General features: G+C 62.6%; 23 protein-coding genes and 1 pseudogene. 12 read left to right on the top strand and 12 right to left on the bottom strand.

All coding sequences use genetic code 11. The features are described 5' to 3' along the window. Positions 1-2 precede the first annotated feature (2 nt). Together XH80_RS28345 and XH80_RS28340 are read right to left on the bottom strand one after the other, a co-directional pair. On the bottom strand, positions 3-1,322 hold the full coding sequence (locus XH80_RS28345) for a dicarboxylate/amino acid:cation symporter (RefSeq protein WP_271601414.1): 1,320 nt from the start codon (positions 1,320-1,322) through the stop codon (positions 3-5). Positions 1,323-1,408: 86 nt separating this feature from the next. Next, positions 1,409-2,422 (bottom strand): formamidase, encoded by a 1,014-nt coding sequence (locus XH80_RS28340; protein ID WP_271601413.1) that lies wholly within the window; start codon positions 2,420-2,422, stop codon positions 1,409-1,411. 209 nt (positions 2,423-2,631) lie between these two features. Between XH80_RS28340 and XH80_RS28335 the strand changes: the two genes are divergently transcribed. Genes XH80_RS28335 through XH80_RS28325 form a run of 3 tightly spaced genes read left to right on the top strand, consistent with a single transcriptional unit; the run spans position 2,632 to position 6,575 of the window. Beyond that, on the top strand, positions 2,632-3,294 hold the full coding sequence (locus XH80_RS28335; RefSeq protein ID WP_271601412.1) for a TetR/AcrR family transcriptional regulator: 663 nt from the start codon (positions 2,632-2,634) through the stop codon (positions 3,292-3,294). 13 nt (positions 3,295-3,307) lie between these two features. After that, positions 3,308-5,173, top strand: a complete 1,866-nt coding sequence (locus XH80_RS28330) for an adenine deaminase (protein ID WP_271601411.1) — start codon at positions 3,308-3,310, stop codon at positions 5,171-5,173. Between the two features lie 10 nt (positions 5,174-5,183). Further along, positions 5,184-6,575, top strand: coding sequence for an NCS2 family permease (locus XH80_RS28325; RefSeq protein ID WP_271601410.1), 1,392 nt, complete (start codon positions 5,184-5,186; stop codon positions 6,573-6,575). Between the two features lie 8 nt (positions 6,576-6,583). Here the strand turns inward: XH80_RS28325 and XH80_RS28320 are convergent, their stop codons facing one another. Further along, positions 6,584-6,805, bottom strand: a complete 222-nt coding sequence (locus XH80_RS28320) for a hypothetical protein (RefSeq protein ID WP_057749720.1) — start codon at positions 6,803-6,805, stop codon at positions 6,584-6,586. A 351-nt stretch (positions 6,806-7,156) separates the two neighbouring features. Here XH80_RS28320 and XH80_RS28315 point away from each other — a divergent pair, with 351 nt between their 5' ends. Then, positions 7,157-7,339: a hypothetical protein gene (locus XH80_RS28315; RefSeq protein WP_271601409.1), complete on the top strand. Its 183-nt coding sequence runs from the start codon at positions 7,157-7,159 to the stop codon at positions 7,337-7,339. Positions 7,340-7,387: 48 nt separating this feature from the next. On the opposite strand, the gene XH80_RS28310 is transcribed toward XH80_RS28315, so the two are convergent. The 3 genes from XH80_RS28310 to XH80_RS28300 form a co-directional block, all read right to left on the bottom strand. After that, positions 7,388-8,743, bottom strand: coding sequence for a vWA domain-containing protein (locus tag XH80_RS28310; RefSeq protein WP_271601408.1), 1,356 nt, complete (start codon positions 8,741-8,743; stop codon positions 7,388-7,390). Positions 8,744-8,748: 5 nt separating this feature from the next. Next, positions 8,749-9,696 carry an AAA family ATPase gene (locus XH80_RS28305; RefSeq protein ID WP_271601407.1) on the bottom strand — a complete coding sequence of 316 codons (948 nt, stop codon included), beginning with the start codon at positions 9,694-9,696 and terminating at the stop codon, positions 8,749-8,751. 145 nt (positions 9,697-9,841) lie between these two features. Then, positions 9,842-10,042, bottom strand: a complete 201-nt coding sequence (locus XH80_RS28300) for a hypothetical protein (RefSeq protein WP_271601406.1) — start codon at positions 10,040-10,042, stop codon at positions 9,842-9,844. Positions 10,043-10,270: 228 nt separating this feature from the next. Here XH80_RS28300 and XH80_RS28295 point away from each other — a divergent pair, with 228 nt between their 5' ends. After that, complete coding sequence (locus XH80_RS28295; RefSeq protein WP_057749707.1) at positions 10,271-11,245, top strand: quinone oxidoreductase family protein; 975 nt, start codon at positions 10,271-10,273, stop codon at positions 11,243-11,245. A gap of 39 nt (positions 11,246-11,284) precedes the next feature. Here XH80_RS28295 and XH80_RS28290 read toward each other — a convergent pair. After that, positions 11,285-11,557: pseudogene (locus XH80_RS28290) on the bottom strand (hypothetical protein). Positions 11,558-11,659: 102 nt separating this feature from the next. Then, entirely contained in the window at positions 11,660-12,268 is a 609-nt protein-coding gene (locus XH80_RS28285) for a S24 family peptidase (protein WP_271601405.1), read from the bottom strand. 164 nt (positions 12,269-12,432) lie between these two features. Between XH80_RS28285 and XH80_RS28280 the strand changes: the two genes are divergently transcribed. Together XH80_RS28280 and XH80_RS28275 are read left to right on the top strand one after the other, a co-directional pair. After that, positions 12,433-12,966 carry a GcrA family cell cycle regulator gene (locus XH80_RS28280; protein WP_271601404.1) on the top strand — a complete coding sequence of 178 codons (534 nt, stop codon included), beginning with the start codon at positions 12,433-12,435 and terminating at the stop codon, positions 12,964-12,966. 48 nt (positions 12,967-13,014) lie between these two features. Then, positions 13,015-13,578, top strand: coding sequence for a hypothetical protein (locus tag XH80_RS28275; protein WP_271601403.1), 564 nt, complete (start codon positions 13,015-13,017; stop codon positions 13,576-13,578). Between the two features lie 43 nt (positions 13,579-13,621). Here the strand turns inward: XH80_RS28275 and XH80_RS28270 are convergent, their stop codons facing one another. Beyond that, positions 13,622-13,978, bottom strand: a complete 357-nt coding sequence (locus XH80_RS28270) for a hypothetical protein (protein ID WP_271601402.1) — start codon at positions 13,976-13,978, stop codon at positions 13,622-13,624. A 296-nt stretch (positions 13,979-14,274) separates the two neighbouring features. On the opposite strand from XH80_RS28270, the gene XH80_RS28265 reads away from it, so the two are divergent. From XH80_RS28265 to XH80_RS28255, 3 genes are all read left to right on the top strand, one after another. Next, entirely contained in the window at positions 14,275-14,634 is a 360-nt protein-coding gene (locus XH80_RS28265) for a hypothetical protein (protein WP_271601401.1), read from the top strand. Positions 14,635-15,001: 367 nt separating this feature from the next. Next, complete coding sequence (locus XH80_RS28260; RefSeq protein ID WP_057749689.1) at positions 15,002-15,187, top strand: hypothetical protein; 186 nt, start codon at positions 15,002-15,004, stop codon at positions 15,185-15,187. A 145-nt stretch (positions 15,188-15,332) separates the two neighbouring features. Then, positions 15,333-15,674, top strand: a complete 342-nt coding sequence (locus XH80_RS28255) for a phasin (protein ID WP_057749686.1) — start codon at positions 15,333-15,335, stop codon at positions 15,672-15,674. A gap of 194 nt (positions 15,675-15,868) precedes the next feature. Here the strand turns inward: XH80_RS28255 and XH80_RS28250 are convergent, their stop codons facing one another. The 3 genes from XH80_RS28250 to XH80_RS28240 all read right to left on the bottom strand — a co-directional run bounded on the left by XH80_RS28250 (position 15,869) and on the right by XH80_RS28240 (position 19,248). Next, on the bottom strand, positions 15,869-16,189 hold the full coding sequence (locus XH80_RS28250; protein WP_271601400.1) for a c-type cytochrome: 321 nt from the start codon (positions 16,187-16,189) through the stop codon (positions 15,869-15,871). A 289-nt stretch (positions 16,190-16,478) separates the two neighbouring features. Continuing rightward, positions 16,479-17,309, bottom strand: coding sequence for an alpha/beta fold hydrolase (locus tag XH80_RS28245; protein ID WP_271601399.1), 831 nt, complete (start codon positions 17,307-17,309; stop codon positions 16,479-16,481). 142 nt (positions 17,310-17,451) lie between these two features. Further along, positions 17,452-19,248 (bottom strand): ShlB/FhaC/HecB family hemolysin secretion/activation protein, encoded by a 1,797-nt coding sequence (locus XH80_RS28240; RefSeq protein ID WP_271601398.1) that lies wholly within the window; start codon positions 19,246-19,248, stop codon positions 17,452-17,454. Positions 19,249-19,378: 130 nt separating this feature from the next. Between XH80_RS28240 and XH80_RS28235 the strand changes: the two genes are divergently transcribed. Beyond that, positions 19,379-20,623 carry a FecR family protein gene (locus XH80_RS28235; RefSeq protein ID WP_271601397.1) on the top strand — a complete coding sequence of 415 codons (1,245 nt, stop codon included), beginning with the start codon at positions 19,379-19,381 and terminating at the stop codon, positions 20,621-20,623. Between the two features lie 63 nt (positions 20,624-20,686). Then, positions 20,687-23,431 (top strand): EAL domain-containing protein, encoded by a 2,745-nt coding sequence (locus XH80_RS28230; RefSeq protein WP_271601396.1) that lies wholly within the window; start codon positions 20,687-20,689, stop codon positions 23,429-23,431. Positions 23,432-23,436: the final 5 nt, after the last annotated feature.

Raw genomic sequence — 23,436 nt, 5'->3', positions numbered from 1 at the left:
CGCTATCCCGCCGTCACGTCCACCAACTCGCCACCCTCGAGCACCTTGGCCGCCTTGGCGCGGTCGAGGTCGCCTTCCCAGGCGGCGACGACCACGGTCGCCACGCAATTACCGATGAGGTTGCCGACTGCGCGGGCCATGCCGATGAACCAGTCGACCGACAGCACGAGCACGAGGCCGATCGCCGGAATGCTCGGCACCGCGTTCAGCGTCGCGGCCAGGATCACGATCGCCGAGCCCGGGACGCCGTGCGCGCCCTTCGACGTGATCAGGGAGACGCCCAGCACCAGCAGGAGATCGCCGAAGGACAGCGGTGTGTTGGTGGCCTGCGCGATAAAGACGACGGCGAGCGTGAGATAGATCGAGAAGGCGTCGAGGTTGAAGGAGTAGCCGGTCGGGATGACGAGGCCGACCACGGAATCCTTCACGCCCATGCGCTCCAGCTTCTTCATGATCTGCGGCAGCACCGCATCGGAAGAGGCGGTCGCGAGCACGATGGTCAATTCCTCGCGCAGGTAGGACAGGAACTTGAGGATATTGATGCCGGCGAGCGCCATCACGCAGCCGAGCACGCCGAGCACGAAGATGCCGACCGAGATGTAGAACAGCATCACCAGCGAAACCAGCTGCTTCAGCGAGCCGACGCCATATTTGCCGACGGTGTAGGCGACCGCGCCGAGCACACCGAGCGGGGCAACGCGAACGATCAGTCCCATGACGCGGAACAGCACCGTGGAGGCCGCGTCGATCACCGAAGTGACGAGCGCACCCTTCTCTCCGCCGACGAGCGCCAAGCCGACACCGAACAGCACGGCGAAGAACAGCACCTGGAGCACGTCGTTGCGCGACAGCGCGTCGAACGAGGTGGTCGGGATCACGTTCATCAGGAATGCACCGATGCCACCGCCCGCCAGCTTGTGGGCGTTATCGGCGTAGGTGTTGAGCGCCTTGGCATCGAGCGTCGAGGGATCGATGTTCATGCCGTGGCCGGGACCGAAGATGTAGGCGAGCAACAGGCCGACCACGAGCGCGACCGTTGTCATGACCTCGAAATAAAGCAGCGCCTTGACGCCGACCCGGCCGACCTTCTTGAGGTCACCGGCGCCGGCAATGCCATGCACAACCACGCAGAACACGATCGGCGCCACTATCATCGAGATCAGCTTCAGGAAGGCGTCGCTGAGGATCTTCAGACCGATGGCAAAGTCCGGAGCGGCCACGCCGAGGATGATGCCCAGGACCAGTGCGGCCAGGACCTGGACGAACAGGGACGTATAGAGCGGCTTGGGCTCAGCCGTGGGTGCCGCGGTAATGGTCGACATGGTGGATTCCCCCGGTTTGACGCAACTTGAGCGTCAAAAGGAGCAACAACCGTGCCAGAACGTCGCGGTTTCGGCCGGAAAACCGTTCATTCCGCGGCTTTGGCCGTCCTGCCGAACATCCGCGTCGGCGCCGGGAAGCCACAGGAGGTGCCGTCGGTGACCTTGACCTGATCTTCCCACGGCAGGCGATAGCTGCCTGCAACCATGTCTTGCATAAAGGTGTAGGGGCAGTCCATCGCGCCGCCCTTCACCGCGACATAGCCGCGGTGCCAGAGCTGGTAGATGTTGTTCTCGACGCCCCAATTGATGCGGGCCTCGCGCACGAGATCGGGTCGCACCTCGGCGGTGATGATCTCGTCGGCGCGGCCGGTGGTGCCGTGCGCCAGCACGCTGCCGTCGAAATTGACGATCATGCCTTCGCCCATGGAATCGAACGAGCCGTCCGAGCCGCACATGCAGACGTTTGCCGTGACCATCAGGTTCTGGAACGAATTGGCCTGATTGGTGAAGCGCCAGGCGTCGCGGATCGGCGCGGTATAGCCGGCGGTGCGGATCATGATCTCGGCACCCTTGTAGGCGCATTCCCGCGCCATCTCCGGGAACATGCCGTCATGGCAGATGATCAGCGCGATCTTGGCGCCTTTCGGCCCCTCGATCACGGGAATGCCAATGTCGCCGGGCTCCCACGGTTCGACCGGAATCCAGGGATGAAGCTTGCGGTAATAGAGCTTGATCTCGCCGTGGTCGTCGATGATCAGGCCGGAATTGTAGGGATTGCCGTGCGGGTTGAACTCCATGATGGAGAAGCAGCCCCAGATCCTGTTGTCGATGCAGGCCTGCTTGAAGGCCGCGACCTCCGGCCCGTCGAGCCGGCACATGATCTCGGGATTGGTGTCCATCGAGAGGCCGTGCAGCGAGTATTCGGGGAACACCACCAGATCCATGGTGGAGAGGTTGCGGCGGGCCTTGCCGACCATCCAGACGATGCGCTCGGTCTGCCTGGCAAGATCGGCACGGGTCACGACGTTCGGCAGCTGCAATTGCACGAGCCCGATGACCACGCCATTGGGAGATTTGTTCAGTCCGCCAAGCCCGTTCATGACCAACTCCCTTGCGTGTCCGGCGCGGCGTCGTTGCCCGCGCTGTTTGTCGGCGGAGCAAATCCGATTTTGGTGGCGGGCAAAAGTCCATTTTTCAGGCGGCAGGGGGTGGTTGTGCTCGCGCCGGCCGTTGGCCTCCCATTGTTGCGGCGAGGCGTGCCTCAAGTCTCGGCTTGACCCTGCAAATCGACAGGTGTCAGACTTATGACATGAGTACAGTCGAACGACATGGCGCAAGCCTTCGCGACGAGTATGCCGAGATGACGCGCCAGCGCATCGTTGCGGCGTTTGTCGAGACTTTGGAGGATGAAGAGGCCGACGACATTTCCATGGCCGCGGTGGCCAAGCGTGCGAAAGTCGCCGAGCGTACCATCTATCGGCACTTCAAGACCCGCGCGGAGCTGTTTGCCGCGGCCGGCGAGTGGATCGAGGACAACGTCTTCAGCTACATTCCCTTCACCTCGCCGGACGAACTGCCCGAGATCTTCCGCAAGCTTTGCAAGCGGTTCGACCGTCATCCGCATCTGGCGCGCGCCATCGCGATGACGAGGGCGGGCCGCCGGGTGCGCGCCGGCTTCCGGCGGCACCTGATCGACCAGCATCGCAAGGCGATGGCGCCGCTGGTCGCGCATCTCCCCGCGAAGGAGGTCCGCCAGGCCGAGGCGCTCGCGTCCTACCTCAACAACGTGCTGGCCTGGAATGCGATGCGCGAGGATTTCGGCATGACGAGCGCCGAGATCGCCGACGCGATCGAATGGGCGCTCACGACCCTTTTGAAGGACGTCCGTCAGCGCGATGCCGCCGCCGCGCGCGGTGGCAGGTCCGGCAAATCGCCGCGCAAGCGGACCGCAGCTGCGAAAGTGCCGGCATAAAGTGAGGCAGGCCATGAATGCGTTACCCGACGATCTCATGATCAACGCGCCCGACGAGGTTCGCATTCGTCAGGATCTGGTGCTGACGGCGCTCGGTCGCCGTCCCGCCGATCGCGCCTTGCGGGTTGGCAAGTTACTAGACGTGCACAGCCGCACCTGGTGCGAGGACCAGGAGATCGTCTTCAAGGCCCGGCGCATCGCCTGGGTCGGGCCGGCCGGAAGCTATCCCGGCGAGGTTGGCGAGCGTGTGCATCGGCCGGATCTCGCGGCCGTGCCCGGCTTTGGCGAGGTGCACAAGCACATTGAAAGCTCGCATCTGACGCCGGAATGGGAAGCGGCGCTGGTGCTGCCCCATGGCAATACCTGGACCTGCGAGGCGAGCCACGAATTCTCCAACGTCAACGGCGCGCGCAATCTCGAATTCTGGTTCGAGGCACGTCGCCGCGGCTCGCCGCTCAAGATCTTTCCGCAGCCCGGTTCGGCGGTGCCACCGACCGCATATGAATGGGGCGGCGGCTGGTACGGCCGCGATGAGCAGGCACGCTTCATGGCCGAAAGCCTGATGGTCACAGGGCTCGACGAAGTCATGGACTGGCCGGCTGTGTGGAATCCGGACAACCCGTCCTACAAGCGGCTCTGGGGCATGATCGAGGCGACGTTTGCGGCGCGCGGCGTCGTCGAAGGTCACGCGTCCGGCCTGCGGGATCTGCCCTCCATCAACGCCTTTGCCGCGGCCGGGCTTGCATCTGATCACGAGGTGCAGACTCCGGAGGAGACCTGGGACAAGCTCACGCGGGGCCTGTTTGTCGAGCTGCGCGTCTATGCCATGGACGAGATCGTCAAATGGCTGCTTGCGAAGGGTTTGCAGGATTGGTCGCAGGTCGCCTTCACCACTGACGACCGCAGTGCCAGTCACACGCTCGAACTCGGCGCCAGCGATCACAATGCGCGGGTCGCGATCGAGGCCGGCCTTGCGCCTGAGGTCGCAATCCAGTGCCTCACCATCAACCCGGCGCGGCACATGCGCCTTACGCCGTTCGTCGGCAGTCTGGCGCCGGGGCGCTTCGGCGACGTCGTGCTGCTGTCGGATGTCGCCAAGCTGACGATCGCCGAAGTGTGGGCCGACGGCGCGCAGGTGTCCGAAGGCAAGCGCTATCTCGGCGAGGTGCCTAGGATCGAATGGCCGGAGTGGGCGACCAAGACGGTCAACATCAAGCGCACGATCAAGCCCGAGGATTTTGAGCTGCGGGCCGAGCCTGGCCGGAGCACGATGAAGGCGGCGGTGATCCGCCCCTTCCATTGGCATCCGGAGTTCTACACGCTCGACCTGCCGGTGCGAGGCGGGGCCGTGCAGCGCGACGAGAGCGAAGCCATTACCAAATTCGCCATCATCGACCGCTTTTCCGGCGACGGTCGTGTCGCCAAGATGTTTTGGCGCGGCTGCGGACCGCGCACGCCGGAAACGGCGCTCGCCTGCTCGGTGGCGCACGACAAGCACAATATCTGGGTGGTCGGCTCGTCCGACGCGGCGATGGCAAAGGCGGTGAACGCGCTGGTCGAGCTTCAGGGCGGATGGGCGCTGGTGCGCGAGGGGAAGCTCGTCGCCACCGTACGCTTCGAGGTCGGCGGGCTGATGAGCTGCCGCTCGGCGCAGGCGCTCGATGCCGAGATGCAGGCGCTTTATGCGGAAGGCCGCAAGGTCGACTGGATGTACGAGCCGACATTCCGGCCGCGCTGGTATCCGGGATTTCCTGAAAGGCTCATGTTTGCAACGCTGACTTGTGCGCCATGGAGCTGGGTCCTGGTGGCGCCGTGCGAGCAGGCGCCGCTCGGTTTCATCAATGTGCAGACGGGCGAAGCGCACCCGGTGGTCTGGTAGGAGGACTGGGATGGACGAGATGACGAAGCCGCAAGCTGCTTCTGCAGAGCCGGCGCCAGGGGGAGCTGCCGGGCTGCTCGATCGGGCCTTCCGCCTCACCGAGCGTGGCACGAGTGTCGGGCGCGAGACGATGGCCGGAGCGACCACCTTCGCGGCCATGGCTTATATCATCGCCGTGAATCCCGCGATCATGTCCAACGCCGGTATGGATCGCGCCGATCTCGTCAGCGCCACGGCGCTGGCCGCGATCTTCGGTTCGGTGATGATGGGACTGTGGGCCAACCTGCCGCTCGCGGTCGCGCCCGCGATGGGATCGAATGTCATCTTCACCTATGTCATCGTCAAGCAGATGGGCATGCCCTGGCAGGGCGCGCTCGCCATGGTCGCTTTCACCGGCGTGCTGTTCCTGATCCTCAGCCTGTCGAAGCTGCGCGAGAAGGTCGCAAAGGACGTGCCGGAAGCGCTGAAGATCGGCATCCAGGCGGCGGTCGGCACTCTCATCGTGTTTATTGCGCTGCGAGGCGCCGGATTCGTCGTCCAGAATCCGTCGACCTACATCGCCATGGGATCGCTGCGCAGCCCGCCCGTGCTGCTGACGCTGTTCGGCCTCCTGCTCACGCCGGTGCTGGTGGTCCGCCGGGTCCCGGCGGCGCTGATCCTGTCGATCGTGTTGCTCACCGTGATCGGCTTCTTCGTTCCGGGCGCCAATGGCAAGATGGTGACGTCGATGCCATCAGCGATCATGTCATGGCCGCGCTGGCCGACCAGCACCTTCATGGCGCTCGATGTCGGCTATCTCTTCAGCCATTTCGTCGTGGCACTGCCGCTGCTGTTTTATTTCCTGTGTGCCGAATTCTTTTCGACGCTGGGCACGCTGATCGGCGTGACGGGCGCTGCCAATCTGCGCAAGCCGGACGGCTCGATCCCGAATGCTACCGCGGCCTTTGCGACCGATGCGACGGCGTCCATCGTCGGCCCGCTGCTCGGCACGTCGGTGGTGACGGCGTATATCGAATCGATCACCGGCGTGCAGGCCGGCGGCCGCACCGGCCTGACGTCGCTGACCGTGGCCGGGTTCTTCTTCCTGGCGCTGTTCTTCTGGCCGATCTTTGTCATCATCCCATCGCAAGCAACCGCACCTGCGCTGGTGCTGGTTGGGGTGCTGATGATGCAGGGCCTTGCCCGCATCGACATGACCGATCTCGGCAATGCGGTTCCGATCGTTCTGACGTTGCTCGTCACCGTGCTGACCAACAACCTCATCAACGGAATGGCCTTGGGGACACTGAGCTACATCGCACTGGAAGTAACGGTCGGCCGGCGGTCACAGATTCCGGCCATGGTGTGGGGACTGGGCGTTGTGTTCATCGCCTACGCGATCGTGACAGCCCAGATTTTTTGATATGCGCGTTACGCCGCCAGATCCAGCAACCGGCATGATCCGCGCACCAGCACCTTGCGTCCGGCTGGCGTCATCGCAGGCACTCCGTCATTGACGTCGACGAGGCCAAGCTTGGCGAGACCTTCGAGCAGATAAGCCTTCGCGAGGCGACCGCTCGGCTCCGGGTTGCGGAGCGCTCTCAGCGCCTCCCACTGGTCCGGTGAAAGATCAAAGTCGACGTCGTTGCTCATGTTGCCTCAAGCGATAGTCACGTTCGCGCGCCCCTGTTAGCGGCGCGGCATGAAGATGATGCGACGACAATGAGTCCGGAATTCGGTGAGCTGTTTAGAACTCTTCTTCACGAATTGCCGCAGTCTGTTGCGCCATAATAATTAAGATCGGCCAGATGCGACGATCGTCCCGATCGCCGATCACTAATTGATGATCTTGATTTGATGCTGCGTTGCGACGGGCGCAGTGCACGGGAAGCCTTGCTGTCTCATTCTGCGTCGCGATAGGCCCAGAAAGGGTGAGACGCTGGGTTCGTGACTCTGTTAGGCTGATTCGCTGGGAATGGCTTCACGCAGAGGGAGTGTGAGTGCATGAACAGGCTGGTCGAAATTCGCGGTCAGGAATCCCTGTGCCGGGAGCGCGCGGCGCTCGATTTTGAGCGTCGGGTTTTCTGGCTGGCGCAAGCCCAGGAATGGGAACGGCGTGCGCTCGACGAAATTGCCTCTCACTTTCGCGAGTGTAATGTCGCTCACGCAGAGCTTGCACGAAACTGACGTTCGCCGCGAGCCCAAGCCTTACTGACAAGACTTAACTGACGAGACTTACTGATAAGTGGCAACGATATCGGAGACTGCGCGCTCGAGCTGCTGCGCGGTGGCGCATTGCCGCACCACGCTGCAAAAGGTCGCATAACGCGGCATCTCGGAATCGCCAAAGCCCCAGGCGAGTCTTCCTTCGGGGTTGAGCCAGACCAACCGCTTCGAGCGTTCGGAGATGCGGCGCAGGATGTCCGCGCGCGGATCGAGATTGTTGCTGCGGGCATCGCCGAGCACGATCACGGTGGTCTGGGGCGTCAGCGCGCTCATGAAGTCTTTTTCGAAATCGACCAGCGACGAACCGTAGTCGGACGAGCCGAATCCGACCTTGGACATGATCTCGGCCATCGCCTCTTCCGGCGACTTCTTCTCCAGGATCTCGCTGACCTCGATCAGATGCGACGAGAATGCAAAGGAGCGGACGTCGTCCACAACTTCGTGCAGTGAGTGGATCAGGAGCAGGAAGAAATCGGAGACCTGTGCGACGGAGCCGGAGACGTCACACAGTGCTACGATCTTCGGCCGGTCGCGGTGCTTGCGCTTCCATGCGGTGAGGAACGGCACGCCACCCCAGGCGGCGTTGCGGCGGAGCGTGCGGCGCACGTCGAGATGACCGCGACGCTGACGCTTGCGCGGCTTCGAATAGCGCTCGCGCAGGCGACGCGCGATCTGGCGGATGAGGGCACGCATCTCCGCCACCTGGCGCCGCTCGATGCGGGCAAGAGGCGCATTGCGCAGGATTTCGTTGCGGAGGTTTTCAGCCTCTTCGCGGGCATAGAGCGCAAGACCCTGCGAGACGGTGTCGCGCACCGCCTCGCGCAAGGCCTCGAGCGCGGCGCGCAGGCGCTCGGCCACTGCGGGATTGGTCCCGGTCAGCTCGTCAAGATCGTCGCGCAGGCGCTGAAGGCCCATGGCGTCGAGGATGCGGCTTGAGAAGATGCCGCGCTGGGTGGAATAGCGGATGTCGGAGAGCGAGGCCGCACCGGAGGCGCTGGCGATCGCAGCTGATATCGCGTTGCGATCCTGCGAGAGCAGCATCTCGGCGAGCGGGCCCAATCCTTGCTGCGGCTGACCACCGCCCGCTTCGCTGTTCGAGCCGGGCGACGCCTCGTCATTGTCGTTGGCCTCGGGTTGATCCTGCCGCGGCTCGGGCTGGCTGAAGAACAGATCAAAGCAGTCGCCGAGTGCGAGCTTCTCGTCCTGAGATTTGGCCAGCGTCAGCAGCAGGGCGTCGCGCAGGATGGTGCGGTCGGTGATGCCGACCTGCGCGACCGCACGCATTGCATCGATGCTTTCGGCGGGCGAAACGTGGACGCCGGCGCCCCGCGCCGCCCGAAAGAAACGATGGAGGTTCTCGCGCATCGGCGTCAACCGAAGACGTTGGACCGGGCTGCCTTGGCGATGAAGGTCGTCACTTGCGGCGATGCCGCCTCGATATCGGCCTCATATTTCAGCAGGACGTTGAGCGTGTCCTTGACGATCTCGGTGTCGAGCTCGGAAGCCTGGAGCAGCACCAGGACCCGGGCCCAGTCGATGGTCTCGCTGACCGAAGGCAGTTTCTTCAGATCGAGCGAGCGGATCTCGTGGATGAAGCCGACCATTTGCCGGCGCAGCGTCTGCGAGATGCCGGGCACACGGCTCTCGACGATGCGCTCTTCCAGCCGCTGCTCGGGGAAGCCGATATGCAGATGCAGGCAGCGCCGCTTCAGGGCATCGCCGAGATCGCGCTCGCTGTTGGAGGTGAGGATCACGGTCGGCGGTGTGATCGCCGAGACGGTGCCGAGCTCGGGGATCGTGACCTGGAAGTCGGAGAGGATCTCCAGCAGCAGCGATTCGAATTCGGCGTCCGATTTGTCGATCTCGTCGATCAGCAGCACGCAGCCGCCCGGCTGTTCCAGCGCCTGGAGCAGGGGGCGCGGCTCGACGAATTCCTTGGAGAAGAACACGTCGCCGAAATCATGAAGCTGATCGAGCGCGGCATGCAGCGTTTGCGCGCCGCCGAGGACCTCGCCGAGCTTGTCCTTGAGGATCTGGGTGTAGAGCAGCTGCTTGGCGTATTTCCACTCGTAGAGCGCCTTGGCCTCGTCGAGGCCTTCGTAGCATTGCAGGCGGATCATCTTCTTGCCGCGCCAGGCGGCGATTGCCTTGGCGAGCTCAGTCTTGCCGACGCCCGCGGGGCCTTCGACCAGGATCGGTTTCTCGATCTGCTGCGACAGGTAGACGGCGGTCGCGATCTGCCGGCTCGCGATATAGCCTTGCGCGGAGAGGCCGCTCTCCACTGCCTCGATCGAGGTCGAGGCGTTCTGATCAGCCACGAAATGGCGCTCCCAAATGTCTTGCTTGAAGCTTGTTCTGCCTGCGTTCCCGGCAAAGAACAAGCCTCGTTTGGGACGGCCTGACCCGCGCTGAGCGGCACTTTTTCCGTTCAGCGCAAATACTTACGGGCAGCTGATCGTGCGATCAGTGCCGCAGCAGCTCCGGCTTGCGGATGGTATGCCTGACTTCGGCGCCGCAATCGGCGCATTCATAGACGAAGTCAATCTTGGCAAGGCTCCAGTGCGGCTCGACCTCGCGCACATACATCGGCAGGAACCCCATGCATGTCGGGCAAATCACAGGCGCGATTTCGATGTCCTGATGATGCTGTACATAAGCTGGCATCTCGGCTCTCCTTCGCAGGCGACCACCAAACCCCGCGCAGAAGCTACTGCCGGTGGCTCCCAGACCCTCATCAACTTTCTCGAACAGAGGCGGAACGGCGAGGGTTTGTCGTTCACTGTGACATTCTTGTTACGTCTTCTATACTGTAACGGGCGGACCAAATGGCTATTTCTCCGGCCGATCCGCTTTTTGTCGGACCATCAACGCAACGATAAGGGAGCAACGCCCATGACTCACGCCATTCGTTTTCACAAGACCGGTGGTCCGGAAGTCCTGGTTTGGGAGAAGGTCAGTGTCGGCAAGCCTGGCCCGGGAGAGGCGCGCATCCGCCACACTGCCGTGGGCCTCAACTTCGTCGACATCTATAACCGCTCGGGTGTGTATCCGGTGCAATTGCCGAGCGGGCTCGGCAGCGAGGCAGCTGGCGTCGTGGAGGAGGTCGGCCCCGGCGTTACTGATCTGAAACCGGGCGATCGCGTGGCCTACGGCGCCTCGCCGCTCGGCGCCTATTCCGAGGAGCGGCTGATCCCGGCCGACCGGCTGTTGAAGCTGCCAGACGGCGTCGACGACAAGACCGCGGCGGCGATGATGCTGAAGGGGCTGACCACGCAATATCTGATCCGGCAGACCTACCGGGTGAAGGCCGGCGATACCATTCTGCTGCATGCCGCCGCCGGCGGCGTTGGTCTGATCCTGAGCCAATGGGCGAAGCATCTCGGCGCAACCGTGATCGGCACCGTCAGCAGCGACGAGAAGGCGAAACTCGCCAAGGCGCATGGCTGCGACCACGTCATCATCTATACGCGCGAGGATTTCGTGAAGCGCGTCGACGAGATCACCGGCGGCAAGAAGGTGCCGGTGGTCTACGATTCCGTCGGCAAGGACACGTTCCTGAAGTCGCTGGACTGCCTCGCGCCGCTTGGCGTCGCCGCGCTGTTCGGTGCGTCCTCAGGCGCGGTCGAACCGCTCAATCTTGGTCTGCTGGCGCAGAAGGGCTCGCTCTACGTTACCCGGCCGACATTGTTCACCTACGCTGCCAAGCGCGAGAACCTGGTCGCCATGGCGAACGAGCTGTTCGACGTCGTCAAGTCTGGGGCGGTCAAGATTGAGGTGCACCAGACCTATGCGCTGAAGGATGCCGCCAAGGCGCATGCCGACCTTGCCGCGCGCAAGACCACGGGATCGACCGTTCTGACGGTGTGAGCTTGGGTTGAGCCGTGACGCAGGTTGTTTCAGCCTGCATCACGCTTTTTCGTGCTTGCGCAGGTCGCAAGCGTGGTCATGGCGGCTGGCCTGGAGGTCAACGTCTTCAGGCGGGATTTCGGGGGGCGGCCTCGGCCAAAATGGCTTCGGTCACGTTGTCGACGGAATTGTCCGCGACTTCGTGATGAACAAAATGTTCTGATATTCGCCGGGGCTGACGCGGGAGATGACCTCGCGCCTGGTGATTTCAGGATCGACCACCGCCTCGCGACCGCGGCGCCCGTAATCGGTCATCACGACGAAATACTGCATCAAACGATCCTGCCGCGCCTCGATGATCGGGGCGCGGCAGAGAGAATTTCTGAAAATAACAAGGAAGTGAAGATTTACTTCCGAGAATCGGAAAATCTTCGCTTACCGACCCTTCTTGCGCGAGCGGGCCGATTTGGCGCGCAACCGCTCGAGCTGGCCTTTCGGCATCGAGAGGCAGATCTCTCCGACCCAATCCAGCTTGACGCCGACGATCGGCTTGGCGTTGAAGCTGGTGAGGTTGACGACGGACGGTGATTTGCCCCGCTCGATGGTCTTCAGATAGCGCTCGCCGGTCTTGAGTCGGACCACGGCCTCTTCGCCGTAAAAGCTCGATAACGGGTGACGCTGGTCCTTGTAGACAACGATCACGTCGCCGCTTTGATATTTGGGCAGCATCGAATCGCCGACGATCTCGAACGCGACGGTCTCCTCCATGATCGGGAAGGGCAGCGCGATGTCGCCGAGCCCTTCCGGCGGAACCTGCTCGACGTCGGGCTCGATCACGGCGCCGGCCCCGACGCGACCCATGATCGGCGCGAGGTTCAGCTCAAGATATTCCATGATCGGAATGATTTCCGAGGCCTTCACCAGGCGTTCACCGCCGAGGATTTCCGACACGGCACCCGGGCGTACGCCCATCGCCGCAGCCAGCCCGCCTTTGCTCTTGCCCGTCTTTTCCAGGCCCCGCTCGATCATCGCAACGTCCAACATGGTGATTCCCTCGATTGCCCACCGCTCAGCCCCTTGTAATCCGAAATTCGGAATTAATGCAATTATGAATATCAGAAAATATTGGCTTGACTTCAACTTCGGAATAACGGAAGGTGCGTTTCGCCTCAGGATCGTGGGATCGGGGCGCATCACAGGACAGCAGCATGGAACCGGGCCGTTGGTCGTCGGAGCATTCCGACGCGCTTTGCGACTATTTCTTCAAGGGACTGTCATATGGGGAGATCGGAAGACGGATTAACGCAAGGTTTGGAACGGCTTACACGCGCAACGCCGTGATCGGTCGCGCCAAGCGGCTCGGGCTTGGGCTCGCAACGCCCGAACGAATGATAAGTCCGTCGATCGTGCCGTCCCTGCCGGGCGAGCCCGCTCCGCGCACACCGCCTCGTGCCGTGCCACCTGGCCTGAACCTGCCGCCGCCATCGGCCCTGAAACCTGCCCAACCCGTCAAACTGCGTTGCGTCGGCATCCATCCGCGCCTGGTCACGCTGGACGAACTCGAACGAGGCGATTGCCGCTACCCCTATGGCGGCGACAAGGAGGGGGAGGAGATCAGCTTCTGCGGTCACCCACGTCAACCCGGCTCGAGCTATTGCGCGCCGCATGCGCGTCTGACGCGCGGTCCCGGCGCTGCCCGTACGGCTGCTGCCGTCGTGCTGAGGCTCGTCTCCGCCGGCTGACCCGCGCGCGACCGTCCCTTTTCACGTCAATTCGCAAGGAGTGTCCAAGTGGCTCGTGCCAGACGCAACAAGTCTTACAGATTGACCGAACTTCACGACCGGCGCTCGCGTGACCTGCCGTTCAATGCCGAGGTCATGGAGGCAGAGGTCGACAACCCGCTCGCGCTTGATTCCGGCGAGAAGATCGTGGCGATGCGGTCGATTCGCAATGATCCGCTCGGCCGACTGCACTCGCATCACCAGATCGATGAGGCGCAATATCGCGGTGGTCGCGCTTACCAGAACGACTGGGAGAGGGCAGAGGGGGGCCCGCAGGCCATGGATCCGACCCGCGAATTTGTCGACGGCACGCGCTCTCGCGAGCCCCTGACCGAGCGTCAGCGCCAGGCCGTACTACGGCTGAACCGGGTCGAACGCGAGCTTGGCACCGACGGCGCCGCGCTGGTGCATGATGTGCTCGTGCTCGGCCTGACCATGGATCAGATCGGGCAGCGGCGCGCTGTCCGCACCCAGCGCTGGAACGACTATTTCGCCCGGCGTTTTCGCGAATGCCTCGACCGGCTGGCCCTGGTCTACGGTTTTGCGACGGATGCCTCAGCGCGGCGCCGCTGAAGGATGGGCCGGCGGCTTTACCGCCGGCCGTCCCGATCTCGCGTCACGGATGCGGCAAGATCTGGTAGGGCGTGGTGTAGGGCTCGACGCGGAGCGAAGCGTTGGCTAAAAGCCCGATTTTGGCCGTGGGGGCCTGCTGCATTTCACCGTTCTGCCCGCGATGCACGTTGTACTGCCAGACGGTGAGGTCGCCCTTCTGCGCCAGAGCGTGCGCAACCGCGCTTGCGTCACTGCCGCCAAGCGCCTGGAGCTCGTCGGGCGACAGCCCGATGATGATCTCGTCCTTGACGGTGACGATCTTGAACAGGTTCATTTTGGTCTCCTGCGCCCACGCGCCCTGAGTCGAGAGAGTAAGAAGCGCAACCGCGGCGCCCTTGATGAGATCGCAGCGAGAAAGCATGCCGTCGTCCTTTGGTGCTGAGTGCGCCCGAATCAAAATCATTCATCAGCCATGGCGCCCGTGATCTGCGTGGCCGTTTCGCAACCGCTTGGTCGCACGTTCTTGAACGACGGTTCACGGAGCGAGAAATATCGGATTGTGATGAACCCTGATGCGGGGCGAGGAGTCCAAGACGTGAAGGGGACTTGCCGCATGAAACCCACCCATATTGCCTGTTTGTTCGCATCGCTTGGCATGGCTGGCTCCGCCGTGGCCGCCGATCCGTTTTTGTCGGAAACTGGGTCTTCACGACGGCCGTGCTTGCGCCTTGGGCCGATCCGCATCGCAAGCCTGACGATGCCGAGCGCGCGGGGCTGATGGGCAAGACAGTGGCTCTCAAGACCAGGGAAATCTCCGGTCCGCGTCCATTTTCCTGCGCCAAGCCGCACTACAAGGTGACGGATTATGGTCCAGACATGCTCTTCCAGGGCGCATTCGACGAGATGTACAGCGCGGACAAGACGGTCGATCCCGAGGCGCTTGCCGCTTCGCTCGGCTTCATGGGCGCCCATATCAGGACACCGGAGACGGGCTGCGAGATCGACCTTCATTTCGTCGACGATACAACCGCCGAAATCGGGTTCAACGATTACGAGTATACGCTGAAAAAGCGCTAGCCCGTGTTTTGCCAGTTTCCGAGCATGTCAGAAACGATGCGAAACGTTGGTCGAATTGACAGCGGTCGGAGCCTTGTGGTGATGATGCTGTTTCTTGACGCAGGTGGGTGACTGCGGCGAGTATTCCTGTTATCCGGAATTGCCGTGGCACGCTGTCGACGAAGCATCGCTAAATCTCATGGTTTGGCTTGCCCGACGGGTTGTTCCTTGACATAATTGCAACCTTGTTGAGATCTGCTCTGCGCGCCAGCCTGCCGGGTGCTCCGACCTAGAGTTTGTCGTCGCCGTGGCGTTCGGTGACGACATCAGGTCCTCGATCCGGCTTACGACGCCCGACCCGAAGGACCGATCCTGTGATAGGTGCGAGATGAAGAACCTCAATTTCGCGGCTGAACTGCATCTCAAGCTCGGTGCACCCGCGACGGGCACTGTCGAGAGCCTGCGCCTGCTGCGCGCCTTTCTCAAGCTTGCCCCCCGCCAGCGCTTTGAGGTCATCAAGCTCATCGAGGATCTTGTCACCGACGAAACGCTCCCCGACCATCCCTTGTCCTGAGCTTTGGCCGGGCGCCGGCAATACGCTCTGTCCGTCCTCTCGGCCGGCGATGGACCGTCAGTGACGGCCCCTGCTGAATCATGGCCGCTGGAAGGCGGTGCGGCAAATGTGATAGTCAGACAGGAAAAGAGGGAGGAGTACGACCATGATCGAACCGAAGCTCGAAGTTCCGGCTGAACTGCGCGACCTGGCGGAGAAGACGATCGACCAGGCGGAGAAGGCATTCGGCATGTTTTTCGATGCCGCCACCAAATCAATGTCGTCGGTTCCCGGCGCGGGTGCTGATGTCTCCAAGCAGGCGCTCGCCTTCACCGAGCAGAATATGAAGGCGGCATTCGAGCATGCTCGCAAGCTGGTTCACGCGACCGATCTTCAGGAGGCGATGCGGATCCAGTCCGAGTTCCTGCGCAGCCAGTTCACTAACGCCGGCGATCACATGCGCCAGATGACCGGCAACTTCATGCAGCCGGGCAAGGGCAAATCCTGATCTGGCAAATCCTGATCTTGGAAAGTCTGCTCACAAATTGATCTTGCTCATCGGATTGATGCGCATTTCAATTCCCATGCAGGTCCACGATGGGCCACCTGATGAAGCTCATCCGCCGTCCATCGTCCTTTCTGCTGATCCCTGTCGGCTCCTCCGGCAGGGATTTGCATTTTTGAGGGTTTGGAGCGAGCCAGCTACTGGCGCAGCGATCCGATATAGGCCGCGATGTCGGCGGCTTCGGTCCGGCTCAAGGGAAAGTTCGGCATCTTCGGATGGGGGTCAAGCAGGAAGAACGCGAGCCTCTCCGGGCTGAAATCAGGCTTGCGCGCAACCGATGCGAAGGAGGGCACGTCGACGCTGGCCTGAGCCTGGCTGTTGGTCACGAGGTGGCAGCTTGCGCACCAGCGCCGGGCAAGATCGGCGCCGTGATTGGCGTCGGCCGCCAGAACGGGCGATATAGCCAAACTCGCGGCTGTCGCTAGCAGGAGCCAAATTCGTCTTGCTGCTGCGCGCATCTCGTCACCTGCCTACATTCGCTTGCGGACCGTCTACTCAGCCGCAGCATGATCCCGGAAATTGTGAGAGGTCGATACGTGCGATGATCGAGCGGAACAGCCTGCGGGCCAAGCGATAGAAATGGCGCATGGGTGCAGGCGCCCTCGCCGGAGGGAGGCCAAGGCTCTCCATGTCGAGCCTCGTCGCATCAAGCCTTTCGGTATGGTGTAACACGTGCCTCTCCGAGCCTGTATGGCCATTTATCCCGGCCAGCATGGAGCTGCGTTGATCTGCCGCAAAGCGTTCCGACTAATAGTCGCCGGGGTTCATGATCATCGGGGCCGTGGTATCGGCAGGCGCGAGCGCGCTGCTGGCACTGTCTCGCAGGAAGCGGTCAAGTGTCGTCTGGATCTTCTCCTTGACCGAGTCGGGTCCACGATCGCTCATCTCGGTGTGTTGCGCCCCGGTATGGACAATGTCGATGCCCCGCGCCTTGGCCTCTTCCGGGGTCGGCAGCACGCCGGGGTCGGTCAGGAAATGCGGATCCTTGGAGCGGAATGACAGAATCTTCATGCGGTCGTTGAGGACGAACGGCACCCTGAGATTGTCGAGCGTAATCACCTTCGACACCAGTTCGGGATGCTGCTGCGCGACATACATGGAGACGTCGCCGCCGTTGGAATGACCGACGAGCGTGATGTGGTCGTAGTCGGCATTCTCCTGCCGCCCCTTCAATGTGTTCAGCACGAAGAGGATGTTGGCCTCGCAGCGGATATAGACCTCGCGCCGACCGACATATTTCTGGCCGACATGGGTCATCAGGGGCGGATCGCTCGGCAGATCCTGCTGGATGCTGGCGACCAGATAGCCACGCGCCGCAAGGACGTTGGCAAGGAAGGAATATTCGGTGGCCTTGACCGTGTTGCCGTTGCTGATGATGGCGACCGGAAGCTTCCAAAGACCGAGATTGGCCTTGGTCTCGTAGTCGCGCCGCACCGCGATCTCGACCGAGATCGGCCGCTGACGCGCGGCGTCAAACAAGGACAGCATCTCATGGCGGATCGCGAATTTGCTGACGATAACGTACTGGCCCGCCGCGAGGACACAGAGAAAAGCCAGAATTGCAAACACCCTTTTCATGAGTTCCGTCTCAATCACTTTTGACTGAACATGGCTATTGAAAACGGCGGCATCGAGCGATCGTGACCAGATTGCGGGATTAAATTTAGGCAAGTCTGTGAGGACGACCGCAAAAGGGCCGCATCAAGACAAGGGCACGCGGCTAAAGACAGCCATTTCTGCCGCGTTCGGGGCAGAGCCGGAACGCACTCGACAGGGTGAACAGGAAGCGCGGGCTGCGGCGTTCATTGTCCGGCGCGCGGTAGCTCAAGGGCACCGCCACGCCGAAATCCGCCTGGAGGTCCTGCGCCAGGAAGAAACGTACGCCTGCACCGGCCGATGTCAGCGACAGGCCGTCGCTCAGCCGGTAGCCGTCGTTCCAGACGGCGCCGGCGTCGCCAAAAGCGTAGAGCTGGTAGCCGCTAAAGTAGCGAAAATTGAGCTTCTGGTCGAAACGCACTTCGAGCGAGCCGGCAAGACCGTTATCGCCGCTGATCTCGGCCGCGCCATAGCCGCGGCCGAAGGCTGCACCGCCGAGATAGAATTGCTGCGAAGTGAACAGGGGGCGTGACGCGGTCTGGCTCGCCGCAGACAGCTTGAGCGACCATGCGTCGTTGAGCGTCTGGTAGCGTGTAAACCAGAAGTTCAGCACCGAGAAGTTCGAGGTGGCACCATCGCGCGACAACAGATCGTCGTCGACATGCGATGCGCCGAAGACATCGAGGCCCTGGCGAAAGGTCATCGTCGCGTAGTTTGTGCCGCCGAAGCCATCTTGCAGCCGGTAGTCGGCAGTGAGGCTCGCGGTTCTGATGTGGTCGCTGTACCAGGGACCGTACAGATCGTGCTCCGACACATTGCTGAAGGTCGTCGCTGCAGTCAGGGTCAGCGTGGACGATTGGGATTGGAGCGGGATAATGCTGGCATGCAACTCGAACGCCTCGGTCGTGGTGATGTCGCTGGCGAGGCGCCGCGCATCCCCAGGCCTGACTGCGCTGTACAGGACCGATCCACCGAGCCGAACACCGTCGACGCCGACCGGGGCGTCATAGGACAGCCGAGAGAAGCCGAGTTCGCGCGGGTCGTTGGCAATGGTCGACAGGTTGACGGCGAGCGTGTCACCGGGCGCGAGGTAGGAGTTGAACGCGCCCGTCGCGTAGGTCTGCCACGGACCGACCGACGACGAGCCAAAATTGTCCAGGCCGAACGAGGTGAAGACATGCCACGTCTTCAGATAAACGGTGAGGCGGAAGCGGCCGGTCGTGCCGCCGATCTCCTCCAGCGAGGTGTCGGCGATGCGCACGCCCGGCCGGCCGTTGACGAGGTAGAGCTGGCGTTCGAGCGTTGCCAGGCGCGACGGTTGTTCGGCTAGAATCGGCCCGAGCATTGGCCTCACGCCGAACTGCTCGGCACCGTCGCCTTTCAGCTCGGCCTCGACGATCGAGCCTTCGATGACTTGGATCCGGACGCGGCCGTCGGCAATGTCCTGCGCCGGCACGATCGCCCGGCTCAGATGGAAGCCTTGGACCCGGTAGAGATCGCTGATCGCGCCGGCGATCGTCGCGAGGTCAGCTTGCGAAATCTGCTTGCCGAGATAGGTCTGGTAGACTGCGGCGATGCGATCATGGGGGATGGCCCGGGCGCCGGTCACATCGATGTCGCGCAGCACGAACTGCGGCTTGGTGTCCCCACCGGTATTGGGCCCGCCGACCGAGGGCAGCTTCACCGGCGGACGGCCGAGGGATTCCTGCTTGGTTTGGTTTTCAAAGTATTTCTCCGGCTGAAGAGGATTAAATCCCGGCTGGTTCGCCTGCTGCGCGAGTGATTGGGGGATTCCCGCAAATGTCGACCATAGGAGGACCAAGGCGGCAGCGAGGTACCGTCCCACGGCGCTATGCGTGGATCGTCCTGCGTAGTTTGACGGAGACGTCGCCTGGCTCCGGTAAGGATTCAGTAGCTGCATGATTTTTCTTAGTTTTTTATGGTCAATGATCCGTTAATGCGGCCGCCGGACTCCCGGATTACCGCTAAGCTAATCTTGAGTGATCTCGGATACGCAGAAGGCTCGGCAGTAACTCCGGCTGAGGGTCATTATGCTTGTCCGAATTGGAATGCGGTGCGCCGTGATGGTAGCGCTGGTCCTGGGAGCCACATCCGTCGCATCCGCCGCGGATGACGGCGTCTGGTCGGTCAGCAAGTCATCGGGCGAGGTCTGGCTCGCGACCAGTGGCGCGCAGCAGGTCTCGCTGAACCAGGAAGAGACACTGAAGCCGGGGGATACCATCCGCACCGGCCGGAACGGGCGCGTCCTGCTCGTTCGCGGTGAGGAGACGATCCTGATCTCTCCCAACTCGGTGGTCGGCGTGCCGGCCGAGAAGAAGGAGGGTCTTTCGACCACAATCATCCAGCAGGCGGGCTCGATCCTGCTCGAGGTCGAGAAGCGCAACGTCAAGCATTTCGAGGTCGAGACGCCCTACCTCGCCGCCGTGGTCAAGGGAACGCATTTCAGTGTCACGGTGGGCGCAGGCAGCACCAAGGTCGGTGTGCTCCGCGGGCAGGTTGAGGTGTCTGATTTCAAGACCGGTCAGATCGCCCAGGTGATGCCCGGCCAAGTGGCGACCGCCTTCGCGCATGGCAAGTCCGGGCTCAGCCTGAGTGGCTCCGGCACACTCAATCCGATCGAGCAAGGCAAGCCGCGTGCTTCGACGATCGATCGGGTCCCCGTGCCGAAGTCGGGCCTGTCAACGCCCCGCGATGCTGCCAATGGCCATGCCATACATGCTCTTGGCAAGATCGAGAAAGGGATCAAGGTCGCGGGCGTGCCGATGCATTCGCATCAGGCAAGCGGAACTCACGCGCCCAAGCCTGGCGTCGTGCGGATCTCGAGCTCGCTCGGCGAGGTCAAGTTGAACTTCCACAAGGTCACGCACGGGCTCGCCCATAGTGCCGTCGCACCAGGACGGGCGCGCAATGCGAACGCCAGCACGGACACGGTGTGGAGCGATGGCAAGTCGAGCACGACGACCACGACCTCCAACAGCTCGAGCGTCACGGCGGTCACCGTCAGCGGCAGTGGATCCGCAGCCGGCGGCTCGTCTACGTCGTCAAGTGCGACAACCAATGTTGCGACCAATGCCGGGTCGACCAGCGATGTGCCCGGCAACAGTGGAACGCCCAAGAGTAAATCCGACAAAGGGAATGACAACAGTGCTGCCAACAACAGTGCCGCCACCGGCAACGGTAAGGGCAACAACGGTAACGGAAACGGTGGCGGTAACGGCAGCAATGGCAACGGCAACGGCAACAGCAACGGCAACGGGAATGGTCACCATCACTAAGGCGATTTCCTAGGGGCGATGGGGGGCGCGCCCGCCGCGAGAGCGGGTGCGCGGGAGGATCGGGTGAAACGCTATCGGCCGCATATTCTTGTCGTGATCGCGTTGGCGGTCGTGCTGTCCACGGGATGGCACGGCGCGCTGCGCAACGCGCTCACCGATTTGCGCTTCGCATGGCAGTCGCGTTCCGCCACCGGTAGCGTCGTCGTGGTGGCCATCGATGCCCCCTCGATCGATCAGATCGGCGTATGGCCCTGGCCGCGCAGCCTGCACGCCGACCTCCTGCACAGGCTCGAGGCTGCCGGCGCGCAGGACATAGCTTTCGACATCGATTTCAGTACGCCCTCGGATCCAGCCTCCGACGATTCTTTCCTCACCGCGCTTCGGAAGGTCGGCGGCTCGACGATCCTGCCGTCCTTCAAGCAGCCCACGCCAAATGGCGGTGCGGTTCACATCAATCGTCCCCTCAAGCCGTTCAGCAGACAGTCATGGCCGGCCGTCGTCAATGTCGCGGTTGAATCTGATGGGCTGGTTCGCCGCTACCCGGTCGGAGAGAAACTCGGCGATGCGCAGATGCCGTCGATGGCGGTCGTCTTGGCCGGGCAGAACGTCGACCGGCGTCCGCCTTTCCTGATCGACTTCAGCATTCGGGCAGGATCTATTCCAGTTGTTTCTTATGTCGACGTGCTGCGGGGTGACGCCGCGGCGCTCGATAAGCTCAGGGACAAGAAGGTCATCGTCGGTGCTACCGCATTCGAATTGGGGGACCGGTTCAGCGTTCCCAACGGCCGCATCATCGCGGGACCTGTGCTCCAGGCATTGGCGGCAGAATCGGTCCTTCAGAACCGTATGCTGCGCTGGACGTCCGATGTCGGCATGATTGTCGGCCTTGCCGTGATCTGTCTGCTGATGATGTATTCCTGGCGCCGTGTTGCGCCCGGCGCCCGCGTCGCCATCCTGGTTGCAGCCGGCGCCAGTATCGAACTGACTGCGGTCCTGGTGCAGCAGCGTTGGCCGCTCATCATCGACACCTCGCTCTTCCACATCGCGATCATCGCCTATCTGGCAGCCATCGCGCTGGACGAGATCGACTTCCGCAGCCTCTTGGGACGTATCGCCGAAAGTCGGTTCCACCGTATCGCAATGTCGCTCGGCGATGGTCTGGTCTGCACCGATGAACATCATCGGATCACGGTCTGGAATCCCGGTGCAAGCGCGATCTTTGGCTATATGCCGACCGAAATCATCGGTCACCCGTTTGAAACGCTTTGCGCGATTCCGGCGGAAGCCGGTGCGAAGGCCTTCGCGATCCGAGACGCGGCGCGGCAGGCGTTGCTGGTCCCCGGCGGCGCCGTGGTCGTCGAGTTCGAAGGACGACGCAAGAACGGCGAAACCTTTCCGGTCGAGGCGAGCTTTTCGGGCTGGCAGGGAACGGACGGCTTCCAGTATGGCGCGATCTTGCGCGACATCTCGGTGCGCAAGCGCGAGGCCGAACGTGTCAGATATCTCGCCGAATACGATGCGCTGACCGGACTTGCCAACCGCAACACGCTGCACGCCGGCCTCGTCGGTCTAATCGCTGCTGCGGAGCGGCGGTCCTCCGAGTTCGCATTGCTCGTGCTGGGACTCGATGGCTTCCAGCAGATCAACGACATGCTCGGACACGCAGCCGGCGACCTCGTGCTGCGGGCGGTGGCCGAGCGCTTGCGGACCGAAGTCGACGGCAAGGCGCTCGTCGCAAGGCTCAGCGGTGACGAGTTCGCGATTGCGCTGGATTGCGCCATTGTTGGCGAGCCTCTGGCCGCGTTCGCCGAGCGGATTGTGCGCGCGTTCGATGCGCCCCTCGCAACGGGTGCGCGCCAGCACCGCGTCAGGATCAGCATGGGTGTTGCCGTCTACCCCGACGGTGGACAGAACGCGGACGATCTCCTTAGCAACGCCCATCTTGCGCTCACCAAGGCGAAGCTGACGCGGCGCGGCGGTCATGTGATCTTCGAAAGCGCGATCAGGCAGGAGCTGGAAAGCCGGCTGACACTGGAGAGCGAACTGGCGCTTGCGGCGGATCGCGGCGAGTTCGAGCTGTTCTACCAGCCCCAGGTCCGCCTGATCGACGGCAGCCTGGTCGGAGCTGAAGCGTTGATCCGCTGGCGTCACCCGGTGCGCGGCTACGTCTCGCCGGGCGAGTTCATGCCGGTGGTCAACACCTCGGCGCTGTCCGAGCGGATCGCGGGCTGGGTGATGGAGACCGCCGCCCGGCAGGCGCGCGCGTGGGAATTGTCGGGAAATGCGGTCCGCGTCGCAATCAACCTCTCGCCATCGCAGCTCCACTCCGGCGATCTCGCGCATTCCGTTGCGGAGCTGCTGAGAACGACGGGACTTACTCCTTCGCTGCTCGAGATCGAAGTTACCGAGGATGTCCTGCTGCACGACGAGGTCCGGGTGCTCGACATGTTCAAGCGCATCCAGCAACTCGGCGTACGCATTCTGTTCGACGATTTCGGAACAGGCTATGCAAGCCTGAGCTACCTGAAGAAATTTCCCCTCGACGGGCTCAAGATTGACCGCTCTTTTGTGATCGATCTGCTCGCCGATTCCGACGATGCCGCCATTGTCGGCTCGACCATCGGCCTCAGCAAGCAGCTCGGCTTGACGGTTGTTGCCGAAGGAATCGAGAACCGCGCTACGGCCGACTTCCTGGTCGGTATGGGATGCGAAGAAGGTCAAGGCTATTTCTTCGGTCGCCCGATGCCTGCCGACGCGTTCGAAAAGACCTTCTTGGCGGCCGAGCTCGAAGCCGTCAGCGCCGCCTGAACCGA

It is taken from the genome of Bradyrhizobium sp. CCBAU 45384 (genome assembly GCF_028128665.1).
Taxonomy (GTDB): domain Bacteria; phylum Pseudomonadota; class Alphaproteobacteria; order Rhizobiales; family Xanthobacteraceae; genus Bradyrhizobium; species Bradyrhizobium manausense.
The sequence above is the reverse complement of the archived record's forward strand: the minus strand, read 5'-3'. Positions and strand labels throughout refer to the sequence as shown.

Coding starts and splice junctions, on each gene's coding strand:
- XH80_RS28245 (WP_271601399.1), bottom strand. CDS start 17,309: ATGAAAAGGGTGTTTGCAATTCTGGCTTTTCTCTGTGTCCTCGCGGCG.
- XH80_RS28315 (WP_271601409.1), top strand. CDS start 7,157: ATGAACAGGCTGGTCGAAATTCGCGGTCAGGAATCCCTGTGCCGGGAG.
- XH80_RS28240 (WP_271601398.1), bottom strand. CDS start 19,248: ATGCAGCTACTGAATCCTTACCGGAGCCAGGCGACGTCTCCGTCAAAC.
- XH80_RS28330 (WP_271601411.1), top strand. CDS start 3,308: ATGAATGCGTTACCCGACGATCTCATGATCAACGCGCCCGACGAGGTT.
- XH80_RS28270 (WP_271601402.1), bottom strand. CDS start 13,978: ATGCTTTCTCGCTGCGATCTCATCAAGGGCGCCGCGGTTGCGCTTCTT.
- XH80_RS28345 (WP_271601414.1), bottom strand. CDS start 1,322: ATGTCGACCATTACCGCGGCACCCACGGCTGAGCCCAAGCCGCTCTAT.
- XH80_RS28325 (WP_271601410.1), top strand. CDS start 5,184: ATGGACGAGATGACGAAGCCGCAAGCTGCTTCTGCAGAGCCGGCGCCA.
- XH80_RS28320 (WP_057749720.1), bottom strand. CDS start 6,805: ATGAGCAACGACGTCGACTTTGATCTTTCACCGGACCAGTGGGAGGCG.
- XH80_RS28300 (WP_271601406.1), bottom strand. CDS start 10,042: ATGCCAGCTTATGTACAGCATCATCAGGACATCGAAATCGCGCCTGTG.
- XH80_RS28235 (WP_271601397.1), top strand. CDS start 19,379: ATGCTTGTCCGAATTGGAATGCGGTGCGCCGTGATGGTAGCGCTGGTC.
- XH80_RS28295 (WP_057749707.1), top strand. CDS start 10,271: ATGACTCACGCCATTCGTTTTCACAAGACCGGTGGTCCGGAAGTCCTG.
- XH80_RS28255 (WP_057749686.1), top strand. CDS start 15,333: ATGATCGAACCGAAGCTCGAAGTTCCGGCTGAACTGCGCGACCTGGCG.
- XH80_RS28280 (WP_271601404.1), top strand. CDS start 12,433: ATGGAACCGGGCCGTTGGTCGTCGGAGCATTCCGACGCGCTTTGCGAC.
- XH80_RS28335 (WP_271601412.1), top strand. CDS start 2,632: ATGAGTACAGTCGAACGACATGGCGCAAGCCTTCGCGACGAGTATGCC.
- XH80_RS28340 (WP_271601413.1), bottom strand. CDS start 2,422: ATGAACGGGCTTGGCGGACTGAACAAATCTCCCAATGGCGTGGTCATC.
- XH80_RS28310 (WP_271601408.1), bottom strand. CDS start 8,743: ATGCGCGAGAACCTCCATCGTTTCTTTCGGGCGGCGCGGGGCGCCGGC.
- XH80_RS28260 (WP_057749689.1), top strand. CDS start 15,002: ATGAAGAACCTCAATTTCGCGGCTGAACTGCATCTCAAGCTCGGTGCA.
- XH80_RS28250 (WP_271601400.1), bottom strand. CDS start 16,189: ATGCGCGCAGCAGCAAGACGAATTTGGCTCCTGCTAGCGACAGCCGCG.
- XH80_RS28285 (WP_271601405.1), bottom strand. CDS start 12,268: ATGTTGGACGTTGCGATGATCGAGCGGGGCCTGGAAAAGACGGGCAAG.